Origin of the sequence: Streptococcus suis S735, assembly GCF_000294495.1 — a bacterium.
Classification (GTDB): Bacteria; Bacillota; Bacilli; order Lactobacillales; family Streptococcaceae; genus Streptococcus; species Streptococcus suis.
Map to the genome: position 1 here is coordinate 661,659 of NC_018526.1, position 15,142 is coordinate 676,800.

Here is a 15,142-nt window from a genome sequence, read left to right on the forward strand (position 1 = left end):
AGCAGTGAGGCTTGAACAAAGTGAAAGCCAGCGTCTTTAGGCGCTGGCTGGTGATGTGGGCTTATAGCCCTTGTTCAAACCACCCGTTTGACGGGTGGTTTGAACTTTCTAATTTATGTGACTCTTACCCAACAAATTCGTTGATTTCTTTTTCGATGTTGGAGATTTTTTCTTCTGCTTCAGCAAGTGTTTCACCAACGGTTGCGATGTAGAATTTGATTTTTGGTTCTGTTCCCGAAGGACGAACAGCGAACCAAGAATCATCTGCCAAGGTGTATTTCAAGACATCTGATGGAGGAGTAGTGAGTTTTTCAATGTTTCCATCTTTGTCTGTCTTAGTTTGAAGGGCAAAGTCTTCAAAGACCGCGATGTCAGTAGCGTTGAATTGTGCTGGTGAGTTATCACGGAACTTAGCCATGATTGCCTTGATTTGTTCTGCACCATCCTTACCAGAAAGGGTAACAGAGATTGTTTTCTCAGCAAAGTAGCCGTATTCTTTGAAGATTTCATCGATACCGTCAGCTAAGGTCATGCCACGTGAACGGTAGTAGGCAGCAATTTCAGCAACCATAAGCACAGCCTGGATAGCATCCTTGTCACGTACAAATGGTTTAATCAAATAGCCAAAGCTTTCTTCGAAACCAAACATGTAAGTATGGTTGTGTTTTTCTTCGAACTCTTGGATTTTCTCAGCGATGAATTTGAAACCAGTCAAGACGTTGAACATGGTAGCGCCATAGCTTTCAGCAATCTTAGTTACCAACTCAGTAGATACGATTGACTTAGCAAGGGCAGCGTTTGCAGGAAGTGTACCTGCTTGCTTGTGGGCTTCAAGGATGTACTTAGCAATGATAGCGCCGATTTGGTTACCAGACAGGTTCCAGTAAGAACCGTCAGCTTGACGAACTTCAACACCAACACGGTCAGCGTCAGGGTCAGTTGCAAGAAGGACATCTGCCCCGACTTCACGGCCGAGTTCTTCTGCAAGGGCAAAGGCTGCTTGGCTCTCTGGGTTTGGTGAAGCGACAGTAGAGAAGTCAGGATCAGCAGTTGCTTGTGCTTCAACAACTTGGACAGATTCAAAACCAGCCTGTGCAAGGGCACGACGCGCCAACATTTCACCCGTACCATGAAGCGGTGTATAGACAATCTTCATGTCTTTACCGTATTCAGCAATCAATTCAGGGTTGATGTTGAGGTCATTGAGTTCTTCAAGATATTTAACGTCAGTTTCTTCGCCAAGAACCGTAATCAAACCATTTTCCTTGCTGGCTTCAAGGTCAGCCAATTCAACTGCAAATGGATTGTCGATGGCACGGATAAAGTTGGTCAATGCATCTGCATCAGCAGGTGGCATTTGTCCGCCGTCTTCACCGTAAACCTTGTAGCCGTTGAATTCTTTCGGGTTGTGGCTTGCAGTCACCATAATCCCTGCGATGGCATTGTAATGGCGCACAGCGAATGACAACTCAGGAGTTGGACGAAGGCTTTCAAATACATAAGATTTGATACCATGCGCTGCCAAAACTTGAGCTGATTCAAAAGCAAATTCTGGCGAGAAGTGACGTGAATCGTAAGCGATGGCAACACCACGTTTTTTAGCTTCTTCACCTTTTGATTCTACCAATTTTGCCAAACCTTCAGTAGCTTGACGGACTACAAATACGTTGATGCGGTTGGTACCAGCGCCAATATAGCCACGCATACCAGCTGTACCAAATTCAAGATTTGTATAGAAGGCATCTTCTTTTGTTTTTTCATCCATTGCGACTAATTCTTCACGCAAGTAATCTGGAAGGTCCGCAAAGTCGAGCCATGTTTGATAGGTTTCTTGATAAGTCATCGCATATCTCCTTAAAAATTTTTCTATTAAACGCTTTCATTATACCATGTTTGAAAAGAAAAATCACGCTTTCACATGATTTTCTGATATTTATTTTTGAATTTTCTGTAAAGTTGGAACAAGCGCTGCAGTTAATACAGAAGAAATGATCATTTCTGCAATTGAATTGGTACCTAAAACGGTTGCTAACATTGCTTGAATATTACCATCAAAGACAGAGGAGAAGAGGAAGAAAATACCTCCAAGTACAAAAATAGTATTGGTCATTGAACCAATTGCACCAGCAATAAATAATCCTTTACGATTTTTTATCCATTTGTAGACGAAATAAGGTGTAATCCCGACTAATATACGTGGGACAACTGCAATGATGATTGAATAAACATTACCATTTTCAACAAATGGGGAGAAAAGATAGCTGGTTGGTAGTAAGATAATAGTATTATGGGTCATACTCATTAAGCCCATGAGAGCCCCCAAACAAGCCCCAACACGTGGCCCGTATATAATAGAAGCAATAATGACTGGGATATGTACGATGGTGGGTTTTATTGGAACAGGCAATATATTAAAAATAATTGAACTCAATATATTGATGACAATCATGACAGCAAAGAAGATTGCAATTGTAGCAATTTGAGTTGATTTATTTTTTTTCATCAAGGGTGTTACTCACTTTCTCTAAAATATCAGTTACCTCAGCCAAGGCCCCAGTTCCAAAATCTCCACAAGCAAGCAGGGCTTCACGCGGTTTGATTTCCTCAAAACCATACTCTATGAGGGTTTTGATATTTTTCTGGGTAGCAGGATTGAGGTACATGTTAGTATTCATAGCAGGTGCCAGCAGTTTTTTAGTACCAATTGGCAGAGCCAGCGCTGTTGCCGTAATAATGTTGTCAGCCATACCATTAGCTAATTTAGCTATCGTATTGGCAGAAGCAGGGGCAACTAAAAATACGTCTGTTTCTTTGGCAATATCGATATGCTTGATAAGAGTAGGATTTTCTTCAATCATGACATCTGTGTGGACCAGATTTTTTGACAAGGATTGGAGAGTCAAAGGTGTGATGAAGTCCATAGCAGAGCGACTCATGAGGACTGTAACCTGATGACCGATCTTGGTCAATTGACTAGTTAGGTCCGCTGCTTTGTAGGCTGAAATAGAGCCAGTAACGGCAAGTGTGATATTAGCCATTTTGTTCTCCTTTTTCTAGGGTATTTAAAATGAGCTGAGCAATTTCATCTTTTGTCTGTGCTTGAATCTCCCTTGTTTTATCAACCAAATAGGCAATGTGTTGATTTTCTCCAATATCCTTCAAGTCATTAGCAAGTATATAATCAGCGCCATTTCGTTCAATGCTTTGGCGAGCTACGGCAAATAATTCCTCCTTAGGAACATTAACCAATAGTTTGAAGCCAAAGAGTGTGATAGCTGGATTCCATTTTTTTACATAGGAAATGACCTTGGGAGTTTTTTTCAAGAAAAGAACTTGGTAGTCATCCTTGGATGAAATCTTACTTTCTGTATTCTGTTTTTTTAGTAGACTAGAAATGTCTTCAGTTGCTCTTAGTTCATCTAAACCAGCCATATAAACAGGTGTATAATCGGATACAGCCATGCTATGAATCAGAGCCTGATGTGTTTTGACTAAAGGTTCTAATGTTTCTTTCAAACTATCAACATTTGTGATTTCGATAATGGTTAAATTCTTCTGAGAATCTGGTTTAACAGCCTGTCTTGTAGTCACAAGAGTAACTTCATGACCGCGTTTCAAGGCTTGTTCGGCAATGATTTTTCCAAGATTTCCAGAAGCATGGTTTGTAATAGCGCGGACTTGATCGATAGCTTCGCTTGTTCCGCCTGATGTAATCAATAGTTTCATGTTCATATTTTACTAGAATTTCTATTTTTCGTAAAGTTTGTACTAATCTATTTGCTAATCAATCTGTGACACTGGAAAATGATGCTGCTAATACAAAAAATATAAGGGCCTGTATTATATAGTGAAGTGTTTTTGTGCAAGAAAGCGTTGGTTTGTTAATCAAGGCAATTTTTAAAGGAATACTGACTCTCTTTTGAAAAAACTAACTAAAACCAGCCTTAGATGGAAGTGTAGAGCTATGATGAGAATGCAGTTTTTAAAAATTTGTATCTGTTTAAGTAAGGAAACCTGTAGTTTTTCTGAAAATTCCGTACGTTAGTGAATAAATAGTAAAAAAATATGCGAAAATAAGTTGTAGTATGGTATAATATCCATAAAAAATAAGGAAATTAGGTACTCTCATGAAAACAGATATTGACATTGCACAAAGTATAACCTTGAAACCTATCACAGAGATCGTTGAAAAAGTTGGTATCAGTTTTGATGATATTGAACTATATGGAAAATACAAGGCAAAATTGTCTTTTGATAAAATCAATGCGGTGAAAGACAATGCGCCAGGGAAATTGATCTTGGTGACAGCTATCAACCCAACGCCAGCTGGTGAAGGTAAATCAACTATTACTATCGGTTTGGCAGATGCCTTGTCTAAAATTGGCAAGAAAACCATGATTGCCCTCCGTGAGCCTTCTTTGGGACCTGTCATGGGGATCAAAGGTGGAGCTGCAGGTGGTGGCTATGCTCAGGTCTTACCTATGGAAGACATCAATTTGCATTTTACAGGCGACATGCATGCCATTACCACAGCAAACAACGCCCTTTCAGCCTTGATTGATAACCATATCCATCAGGGGAATGTGATTGGCATTGATCAACGTCGTATTATCTGGAAACGTGTTGTGGACCTCAACGATCGTGCCCTTCGTAAGGTAACAGTTGGCTTGGGTGGTCCGCTCAATGGTATTCCTCGTGAAGATGGATTCGATATTACCGTAGCTTCTGAAATCATGGCGATTTTATGCTTGGCGACAGACATCAATGACTTGAAAGAACGTTTGGCAAATATTGTTATCGGTTATCGTTTCGATTGCAGTCCTGTCTACGTGCGTGATTTGGCGGTGGAAGGTGCTTTGACTCTTATTTTGAAGGATGCTATTAAACCAAACCTTGTCCAAACCATCTATGGCACGCCAGCCTTTGTCCATGGCGGTCCATTTGCTAACATCGCCCACGGCTGCAACTCAGTCCTCGCTACCACAACAGCTCTGCGTTTGGCGGACTATACCGTCACAGAAGCAGGATTTGGTGCTGACCTTGGAGCAGAGAAGTTCCTTGACATTAAGGTGCCGAACTTGCCTAAGGCTCCGGATGCAGTAGTCATTGTTGCCACCCTCCGTGCACTTAAAATGCATGGTGGTGTAGCTAAGACAGAACTTTCTGCTGAAAATGTAGAGGCAGTGAAAGCTGGTTTTTCTAACTTGAAGCGCCACGTGGAAAATATCCGTAAGTATGGTATTCCAGCTGTTGTAGCCATTAATGAATTTGTGTCCGACACCGCAGCAGAAATTGCTGTTCTCAAAGAACTCTGTGCCGCAATCGATGTACCTGTCGAGTTGGCAAGTGTTTGGGCAAATGGTGCTGATGGTGGTGTTGAATTGGCTGAGACAGTTGTTGCTACTATTGATAACCAAGCAGCCAGCTACCAACGTCTTTACAAGTCTGAGGATAGCTTAGAAGAGAAAGTGACCAAGATTGTTACGCAAATCTACGGTGGTACAGGCGTTGTCTTTGAGAAGAAGGCTCGTAACCAGCTGACTGAATTTGCTAAGAATGGCTGGGATAAGTTGCCAGTCTGCATGGCCAAGACCCAGTACAGCTTCTCAGATGATCAGTTTGCCCTTGGAGCGCCGACAGACTTTGACATTACAGTCCGTGAATTTGTGCCAAAATTGGGTGCAGGCTTTATCGTTGCCTTGACTGGAGATGTCATGACCATGCCTGGTTTGCCAAAAGCTCCCGCAGCTCTCAACATGGATGTGGCAGCAGACGGGACAGCTATCGGCTTGTTCTAACAAGAATGAATATAAAAAATCCGCTCAAAGGCGGATTTTTTGTCTATTCAGATAGTTTCTCAACCGTTCGATAGGCAAGTAAGCCAAGGGAAATACTCAAGATAGGAAACACCGTCTGGAAGATACCAGTGTTGAATGGTGAATTAAAGAGAAAATGGATTCCAAAGCTTGCACCGATCCAAAATACTCCCTGTGCTTTTGACATACCTGTATTTTTCGTGAGAAGGGCTACTAAGCCAATGGCAAAGAGAAGCGTGAAAACCCAATGGGCCCAACCAGCTTGACCAACGCGTTCAAGAATAGTTTCAAAGCCGTCTAATTTATTCATGAACATGTCTCTAAAAACAAAGGTGATGTCTTCCATGATTTGGAAACCTAATCCAACAATCACTCCGCTTACCAATGCATTTTTTAGTGTCATTTTTCTACAAATAAGCAGTACAAGTAGAACAGTTAGCCCTTTACCGATTTCTTCTGCCAATGGACCTGAAATAGCTGCACCCCAGTCATTTAGGAAATCATTACTAGCTTTAACAATTTCGAGCAGGAAATATCCGATAGCTGTATGTCCCAGTTCAGAAAAAGAGATGCTACTTGTTAAGCCTAAAAGCCAGCTAAGCCCTATAACTTGTTTGGAGATGTTATAGCGTTTAGCTAAGGAATATGTCAGTACTAGTAGGGGAATGAGGTAGATAGCGACCAAGGAAATGGTTAGGAGAAAGAGAGAATATTTAGCTTCCATGCCATTTGGCTTACCTAATTCTCCAAAGATAATTTTGCAACCGTTGACAAATCCAATCGTTGCTAAGACGACTGGAAGATAAGTTTTACACATTTGAAATTTTTCTTTCATAGTTTGACCTTTCTGTATTAATAAACTAGTGTACGGATACATTGTATCAAAAATAAGTACATTTTGTCTATTATTCACCTATTTTTTATCTAAACCTTCTCAGTTATTGTAATGTTTTTTCCTGCAACTAGGACTCCATAATAGGCCGTAGCAGAATTGTGCCAAAAATTTTCTTTTTTGATAGACTAATGTTGAAAAAATAAAGGAGTATTTTATGGAACAATATGATTTAGTAGTCATTGGTTTTGGAAAGGCTGGTAAGACCTTGGCTGGTAAGCTGTCAGCAGCTGGAAAAAAGGTTGCCTTGGTTGAGGAAAATCCTGTTATGTTTGGCGGGACTTGTATCAATATTGGCTGTATTCCAACCAAGACCCTCTTGGTAGCAGCAGATAAAAACTGGACTTTTGAGCAGGTAATGGAGCAAAAGGAAACAGTCACCACTCGTCTGCGAAACAAAAACGAGGCAGTCTTGAAAGGCAGTGGTGCTAATCTTTATCAAGGTCACGCGCGTTTTGTTGCGGACAAAGTCGTTGAAGTGTCGGCCGGTGAAGAGTCGATTCAACTGACTGCGGAAACTATTGTCATCAACACAGGTGCTAAGTCGCGCGTGCTTCCAATTCCAGGTTTGTTGGATACAGCTCACGTTTATGATAGTACAGGCATTCAGAACTTGGAAACTCGTCCTAACAAGTTGGCAATTATCGGTGGTGGTAACATTGGATTGGAATTTGCTGGACTTTACAGCAAACTCGGCAGCCAGGTGATGGTATATGAAGCCAGCTCTGCTATTTTACCAAGAGAAGAGGAAGGAGTCGCTCAGCTAGCCAAGGAGTATATGGAAGAAGCTGGCATGACCTTTGTCTTGGGTGCGAAAATCGAGCAAGTCGCAGCTGCGGGCGAGCAAGTTGCTGTGACGGTCAATGGCGAAACAGCAATTTTCGACGCTGTCCTCTATGCGACAGGTCGGGTGCCGAACACTGCTGACTTGGGCTTGGAAAATACGGCGATTGAGCTTTTGGAAAATGGTGCTGTTAAGGTGGATGACTACTGCGAAACGACTGTTCCAGGTGTCTATGCGGTGGGAGATGTCAATGGCGGTCCACAATTCACTTACACATCCCTAGACGACTTCCGTATCGTTTTCGGCAAGTTGACTGGGACTGGAACTTATAGCTTGAGCCAACGTAAGTCTATTCCGACCAGCGTCTTTATCACGCCTGTGCTTTCTCGTGTTGGTCTGACCGAGAAGGAAGCCAAGGAAGCAGGTTACGACTACATTGCCAACGAATTGCTTGTCGCCAATATGCCACGTGCCCATGTCAATAATGACCTCAAAGGCATTTTCAAGGTTATCGTGGATAAGGAAAGTAAGCTTGTTCTGGGGGCGACTCTCTTTGGTCGCAATTCAGAGGAGCTGATTAACTTGATTGCTATGGCGATTGACAATAAGATTCCTTATACCTACTTCAAAACACAAATCTTCACCCATCCGACTATGGCTGAGAATTTGAACGATGTCTTTAATTTTTAATAGTGTAATAACCGTCCAATAGGGCGGTTTTTTGTCGGTCAGCACTTGCAAATATGGTATAATGATTGATAAGAAAAGACTAGGAGAGTTGTATGATAAGAAAGGAACACAATGAGTTTACAAGAGTTCAGTTGCCAGCTGCTTTGCATTTGACTCGGCTTGGATATGACTATCTTTCGGCTACAAGTGAAGACATAAAAAACAGAGACCATTCAACCAATATCCTTCTATCAATTTTTAAGCGACAGTTTTTAACATTCAATAATTACGCAAGTGAAGCTGATTTTGAACAAGAATTTGAAAACATTCGCCTGGAATTAGAACAAGATGATTTAGGACGAAGTTTTTTTAATCGGATTCATGCAGATTCTGGCTACACCTATATCAATTGGGATAATATGGAAGAGAATACCTTCCATATAGCCTTAGAAGTCACCTGTCAAAATGGTGAGGAAGAGTTCCGGCCTGATATCACCGTTTTTATCAACGGTCTCCCTCTCAGTTATATCGAAGTCAAGCAACCAGATGCTATTCGTGATGGAAAAACAGGAATTCACTCTGAAAAAGAACGTGCCAAGCTCCGCTTTGAAAATAAAAAATTCAGACGGTTTAACAATATCACACAGTTGATTGCTTTTTCAGACAATCTTCCCTATGATGATAGCCAAGGACAACAGTTGCAAGGTTCTTATTACTGCACCAATGCTTCATCTGGTACCAAGTTCAACTCTTTCAAGGAAGAGCAGGAGGGACAAGTACAGTCTAGCCTGTCTAGCTTAACAGAAGAGATGATTGATTTGGTTCTCACAGATGTCAATCGTTTTGCCCTCAAGTCGCAAGTTGAATTCCGAACCAACTTGGATCCTGCAAGTCCTTGCAATTCCTTTTTAACTTCCCTTTATCAGAAAGAACGGCTCTTTTTCATGCTCCGCTATGGTCTAGTCTATGTGGAAGAACGAGATGAGCATGACCAGATTCAACTACAAAAACACGCCATGCGCTATCCTCAATATTTTGCGACCAAGGCAATTGAGCGAGGATTGGAAGAAGGGATGAAGAAAGGTGTTATTTGGCATACGCAAGGTTCTGGAAAAACCGCTCTAGCATTTTTCAATATCCGATACTTACGAGACTTTTATGCTAAAAGAGGTGTTGTCCCGCAGTTTTACTTTGTGGTAGACCGATTGGATTTGGCTGATCAAGCCTATAAGGAATTTAGCAAGCGTGGTCTCAAAGTCAAACGAATTAACAAACCAAGCGAGTTAAATCAGATTCAAGACCAGCACCATGTTTCTGTTGTCAACATCCAAAAATTCAAAGAATCCTCTGATTTGACAGATCATTCAGGCTATGACTTGAATCGGCAAAATATCTACTTCATTGATGAGGCTCACCGTTCTTACAATGAAAAAGGTTCCTATCTGCCAAATCTATATAATGCTGATAAAGAAGCTGTTAAAATTGCACTGACAGGAACGCCTTTGATTGCGACAAAGGCTGACGGTAAAACCAAGGAAACAGCTGTGACGACTCGTGATATCTTTGGGGACTATATCCACAAATACTACTATAATCAATCCATTGCTGACGGTTTTACCCTACGGTTGATGAGGGAAGATATTGAAACTTCTTACAAGGAAACTCTACAAGCTGTACACGAAGAGATTCAAAAAGGCTCCATTGAAAAGAAAGAAATTTTTGCCCACCCCCGTTATGTCTCTCCAATGCTAGACTTTATTCTTGATGATTTTACAAGAGCACGAGAGATCTTATTTGGCGACCAGTCTATCGGTGGAATGGTGGTCTGTGATTCTTCAGAACAAGCCCGAGAATTACACAAACAGTTAGAAGACCGTCGAAAAGCAGGGCTTACATCATTCACTTCAACCTTGATTTTACATGATGCTGGGGATAAGGAATACAAGAAAGAAGAAGTGGATAAATTCAAGGACGGTCTGATAGACTTTGTCATCGTCTACTCCATGCTCTTGACTGGTTTTGATGCACCAAGGCTGAAACGGCTCTATCTTGGACGGAAAATCAAGGCCCATAATCTCTTGCAGACCTTAACCCGTGTCAACCGTCCGTACAAGGATTATGCTTTTGGCTATGTCATTGATTTTGCGGACATTTCCAAGGAATTTGACAAGACCAATAAAGCCTATCTGGAAGAACTCAATCGGGAATACCAGGCAGCTTTGACAGAAGAAGACGGAGATAATCCTTTTGGAACTATTTTTGTGTCCCCAGAAGAAGTCCAGGAACAGCTAGCGAGCTCTAACCGAGTTCTAATGAACTATCCGACAGATAACTTAGAATTTTTCGGAAGAGCCATCGATGAAGTCAAGGATAGGAAAGAGTTAATCGCCCTCCGAAAATCTCTTGAAACCATTCGTCAGTACTACAACATGGCACGTTTGCATGGTTACCACGATATTGTCAAACAGGTCAATATAGGAGAAATTGCTAGCCTTTTAAATATGCTGTCCCGCCGCCTCTTGACTTTGAACTTGTTAGAAAAACCAGATAGTTTTTCTAGTCAGCAACTACTGAATCTAGCCATGTCTGAGACTAGCTTTAGTTTTACCAAGATAAAGGAAGAGGAACTACGACTGGCAGCCAATGATTTGGACGATATCCGACGCCGTGTGGCCAATGGTATCAATCTACGGAGAGATGAAAAAGATCCTGAATGGGTAAGTCTTTATGAAGAGTTTCAACGCATCCTAAACAAGCACATGACACAGGAAGTAGAAGGATATAGTCTCTCAACCATTAAAGAAACCAAACAAGCCTATCAAAGTTTATTCGATTCAGTAGAAGACTATAAAACAAGAATGAATCGCTTGGCCATGAACTTTGGTGGAGATACCATGTCTGCCCGTGCCTTTAAGCACATTACCCAATCAACAGTTGTCAGTGACTTCCCAGCTATTTATCAGGTGCTAAAAGGTGCCAAACCTCTGATTGATTATCAAATCGGGCTCAATCAAGGCATTCTGGAAAACGAAGCCTATTTGGTAGCGCAGATCAGGCAACTGGCCCGTAAAGAAATGATGAAAACAGAAGTAGGGAAGCAACTCAAACGAGTCGATTATGATAAGTTGATTCGTTCCCTAATGGAAGTCTATGAAGGAGAATATTAAACAAATGGAAGAACATTATATCGTGCAGGTGCAAAGTCAAGTACAAGGCTTGGTTGATGACCTAAAAGCCGTCTTTACCCATGCAGGACTTGGAGGAGAAGCGGGGGAGTACAAACTTCTGACCCAGTCCTTCCTTTACAAGTTCTTAAATGACAAGTTTTTGTATGAAGCCTTGATCGTTGACAATCGTTATGACTATCAAGGTCTTTTGGACTTGTCTGAAGAAGATTATGACTGGTTTTTAGATGATATTGGGACTAAAACTGCTCATCTAAAACCTGAACAGCTGATTGAAAGCCTACACCGTCAACAGAACCAAGCAGATTTTGCTGAGATTTTTGAACAGACTCTCAATCAGATTGCTATTGACAACAATGCTATTTTCTCTGTCCATACGGACGGTGGAACAGATATTCGCCTCTTTGATCAACGCTTGATTACGGATACGATTTCAGATGCCAGCAAGCGAAATGAAGTGGCAGCTTCTATTATCAATCTCTTGGCGCGTGTTAAGTTTGATCAGCAGATTTTTTCACAGGGCTTTGACTTTTTCTCCACCTTGTTTGAGTACATGATTAAGGACTATAACAAAGACGGTGGTGGAAAGTATGCGGAATACTACACACCTCACTCTGTTGCCAAAATCATCGCGGCCATTTTGGTGGGCAATGACCAACCAAGTAATGTCAAAATCTATGATCCTTCTGCTGGTTCGGGGACTCTCTTGATGAATCTGGCCAGTCAGATTGGTGATGAATCTGGCCAGTCAGATTGGTACCGACCGTACCAGCGTTTACAGTCAGGATATTTCTCAGAAATCCTCCAATCTCTTGCGTCTCAACTTGATTCTCAATGGCTTGCAGCATTCCATTCACAATATCGTACAGGGAAATACCATTCTCAACAATCGTCATGTGGAGAAGATGGACTATATCGTGTCCAATCCTCCTTTCAAATTAGATTTTTCTGAGTGGCGAGATCAGGTAGAAAGCCTGCCAAATAGCAGTGAACGTTTCTTTGCAGGTGTGCCAAAGATTCCCAACAAGAAAAAAGAGAGTATGGCTATTTACCAACTCTTTATCCAGCATATTATCCATAGTTTGAAGGAAGACGGGCAGGCAGCTATTGTCTTGCCGACGGGCTTTATCACCGCCCAGTCAGGTATTGACAAGAAAATCCGTCAGCACCTTGTCGATGAAAAGATGTTGGCAGGCGTTGTGTCCATGCCGTCCAATATCTTTGCGACCACAGGCACCAATGTGTCCATTCTCTTTATCGATAAGAAGAATAAGGACGATGTGGTCTTGATTGACGCTTCTAATCTTGGCACCAAGGTCAAGGAAGGCAAGAACCAAAAGACAGTCCTTAGCCCTGATGAAGAAAGCCAAATCATTCAGACCTTTATTAACAAAGAAGTTGTCGAAGACTTCTCTGTCAAGGTTAGCTATGAAGAGATTAAGGATAAGAACTACTCCCTCAGTGCAGGTCAGTACTTTGACATCAAGATTGACTACGTTGATATTAGCCCAGAAGAATTTGAAGAAAAAATGCAGGGCTACCAAGACCGCCTAGCTAACCTCTTTGCCCAATCGCATGAATTGGAAAAGGAAATAGCGGAGCAGCTGAGGGGGGTGAGGTATGAGTGAGGTAAGATGGCAAATAAAGAGTTTGTCTGAACTGGGAAGATTTTCAAGGGGAAAATCTAAACATCGTCCAAGAAATGATAAAAAATTATTTACTAATGGAACCTATCCGCTAATCCAGACAGGTGATATTAAAAATTCAAATCTTTATGTAACAAAGAATAGTGATTATTATAACGAATTTGGTTTGTCACAAAGTAAGCTATGGAAGCAAGGGACTCTTTGTATTACAATAGCAGCAAATATTGCTGAAACAGCGATTCTATCTTACCCAATGTGTTTTCCTGATAGTGTTGTTGGTTTTAATGCACATAAAAATGAATCAAGTGAGTTGTTTGTTTATTATGTTTTTGAATTAATAAAAAAAGAAATTCAGAAGACATCTAGTGGTAGTATCCAAGATAATATTAATATCGACTACTTAACAAAATTAAAATTAAAGGTTCCCAACAAAGATTATCAAGATAGAATTGTCAACTTATTGTCAACTATTGATAAAAAAATCTTAATTAATAACCAAATCAACGAGGAGTTGGAGGCTATGGCCAAGACGCTTTATGATTATTGGTTTGTGCAGTTTGATTTCCCTGATGAAAATGGTAAGCCCTACAAGTCCTCTGGTGGTAAAATGGTCTATAACGACCAACTCAAACGGGAAATCCCAGAAGGGTGGGGAGTGAAGCAGTTGGGTGAGATATGTGAATTTAGAAATGGAATCAATTATGAAAAATCTGAGACAGGGGATACGCTTTCAAAAATTGTAAACGTACGGAACATTTCAAATTCTAGTACTTTTGTTACTACTCATGATTTGGACTCAATTACTTTAGATAGAAGACGTATTGAAAGCTATCTTGTTACAGATAGAACAATTCTGATAACTCGCAGTGGAATTCCTGGGGCGACTAGGATAGTCTCTGATATTCCAGTTAACACAATTTATTCAGGTTTTATTATTGGTGCAACTGTTGCCAATTTGAATCTATTTTATTATGTATTTTATCATCTAAAGAATATTGAAATGCTCATGTCTAATCAATCTGCGGGAACTATAATGAAAAATATTTCTCAAACTACACTTTCAGAAATTCGCATTGTGATCCCAAATAAAGAAATTCAGAAGGTATTTTCAAATGAAGTCAGAAGTCTTTTAGATGTAATTGAAAATAATTTAAAACAAAACCAAGAACTGACCCAACTCCGTGATTGGCTCTTGCCAATGCTGATGAATGGGCAGGTGAAGGTAGAGGAGTAACGAAAATAGAGGTTTATGCTATGAGTGAATTAAGCAAGGTCACGATCAGAATTTCTGGTAAAGCAATGGATGAATCTAAAGGTTACGAACTTAAATATTTGTTAAAATCTTTGGATAGTTTTTCCAAGTTATCAGAAAAGACGTATTTACATATGATAAGCGAAGATAGGCTCAAAAAGAGTGAAAGTGGTAATTTTGCACTATATATTGACAATTTTCAACATGGTTCTTTCTTAGCTGATTTAGTAATTGTAATGAATTCATATGCCCTTCCTTTACTTGAACATGGTCAAACTATTTGGGGAGCTATCACAACTGTTTATGATTTTATAAAAACAATTTCCTCTGCCAAAGAAGAAGGTAAATCGGTAAGTATTGAGAATGTCGGTGATGGTTCAATAGCCGTAGCGGTAAGTGACAGTTCAAGTGTTGGAGATATTACAATAAATAACTATCTATATCCAGAATATGTAAGAGAATTATCTCCAAAACTTGCTCCCTCTTTCTCCAAATTGGTTCATTCTATTGATGAAAATATTGATGAAATCTCATTTAATTCTAGTGACGGTAGGGGCTTCAAGGTTAGTGAGAAAGATATAAAAATATTTGATAAAAAAGAATTTCTTTCTTCCGAAGAGATTCAAATTTCGGGCACAATTACAGTTTTAAATACACATGATAACACTGGAAAAATACAAATTGAATCAAATGAAATTCCGTTGGGTGAATATAAATTCGATGTTCAAAAACAGATTCGCTACCCTGAATACCTTAGTTCAGCTATGAGAAAGAAATTGAGATATAGATGTTATCCTAAAATAAATTTCGATCCGTCAACTTTGAAAGAGAAAGTTATTGGTGTGCGGATTATTGAAAAATTGTAGTTCAAGAACATTCAATACTTTCAGAAAATACC

The 15,142-nt window shown here is 40.4% G+C and carries 10 protein-coding genes and 1 pseudogene; 6 read left to right on the plus strand and 5 right to left on the minus strand.

The features are described 5' to 3' along the window. Positions 1–124: 124 nt before the first annotated feature. From YYK_RS03295 to YYK_RS03310, 4 genes are all read right to left on the minus strand, one after another. Positions 125–1,843 (minus strand): phospho-sugar mutase, encoded by a 1,719-nt coding sequence (locus YYK_RS03295; RefSeq protein ID WP_002935389.1) that lies wholly within the window; start codon positions 1,841–1,843, stop codon positions 125–127. A gap of 90 nt (positions 1,844–1,933) precedes the next feature. Continuing rightward, a complete protein-coding gene (locus YYK_RS03300; RefSeq protein ID WP_002935390.1) occupies positions 1,934–2,503 on the minus strand; it encodes an ECF transporter S component in 570 nt (189 codons plus the stop codon). Further along, positions 2,490–3,038, minus strand: coding sequence for a phosphopantothenoylcysteine decarboxylase (coaC, locus tag YYK_RS03305; protein ID WP_011922221.1), 549 nt, complete (start codon positions 3,036–3,038; stop codon positions 2,490–2,492). The genes YYK_RS03300 and coaC overlap by 14 nt, the downstream gene beginning before the upstream one ends. Next, a complete protein-coding gene (locus tag YYK_RS03310) occupies positions 3,031–3,726 on the minus strand; it encodes a phosphopantothenate--cysteine ligase (protein ID WP_014636373.1) in 696 nt (231 codons plus the stop codon). Before YYK_RS03310 ends, coaC begins: the two co-directional genes overlap by 8 nt. A gap of 401 nt (positions 3,727–4,127) precedes the next feature. On the opposite strand from YYK_RS03310, the gene YYK_RS03315 reads away from it, so the two are divergent. Beyond that, positions 4,128–5,798, plus strand: a complete 1,671-nt coding sequence (locus tag YYK_RS03315) for a formate--tetrahydrofolate ligase (protein ID WP_014917231.1) — start codon at positions 4,128–4,130, stop codon at positions 5,796–5,798. A 43-nt stretch (positions 5,799–5,841) separates the two neighbouring features. Here YYK_RS03315 and YYK_RS03320 read toward each other — a convergent pair whose 3' ends face one another. Then, complete coding sequence (locus YYK_RS03320) at positions 5,842–6,651, minus strand: PrsW family glutamic-type intramembrane protease (RefSeq protein WP_012775045.1); 810 nt, start codon at positions 6,649–6,651, stop codon at positions 5,842–5,844. A gap of 214 nt (positions 6,652–6,865) precedes the next feature. On the opposite strand from YYK_RS03320, the gene YYK_RS03325 reads away from it, so the two are divergent. The 5 genes and pseudogenes from YYK_RS03325 to YYK_RS03350 all read left to right on the plus strand — a co-directional run bounded on the left by YYK_RS03325 (position 6,866) and on the right by YYK_RS03350 (position 15,110). Beyond that, positions 6,866–8,182 carry an FAD-containing oxidoreductase gene (locus YYK_RS03325; RefSeq protein ID WP_014917232.1) on the plus strand — a complete coding sequence of 439 codons (1,317 nt, stop codon included), beginning with the start codon at positions 6,866–6,868 and terminating at the stop codon, positions 8,180–8,182. A 92-nt stretch (positions 8,183–8,274) separates the two neighbouring features. After that, positions 8,275–11,328 carry a DEAD/DEAH box helicase family protein gene (locus YYK_RS03330; RefSeq protein WP_011922226.1) on the plus strand — a complete coding sequence of 1,018 codons (3,054 nt, stop codon included), beginning with the start codon at positions 8,275–8,277 and terminating at the stop codon, positions 11,326–11,328. Positions 11,329–11,332: 4 nt separating this feature from the next. Next, a pseudogene (locus YYK_RS09925) lies at positions 11,333–12,974 on the plus strand (HsdM family class I SAM-dependent methyltransferase). Further along, positions 12,967–14,226, plus strand: coding sequence for a restriction endonuclease subunit S (locus YYK_RS03345; protein WP_011922229.1), 1,260 nt, complete (start codon positions 12,967–12,969; stop codon positions 14,224–14,226). Before YYK_RS09925 ends, YYK_RS03345 begins: the two are co-directional and overlap by 8 nt. Beyond that, a complete protein-coding gene (locus YYK_RS03350) occupies positions 14,178–15,110 on the plus strand; it encodes a hypothetical protein (RefSeq protein WP_014635943.1) in 933 nt (310 codons plus the stop codon). The genes YYK_RS03345 and YYK_RS03350 overlap by 49 nt, the downstream gene beginning before the upstream one ends. Positions 15,111–15,142 lie beyond the last annotated feature (32 nt).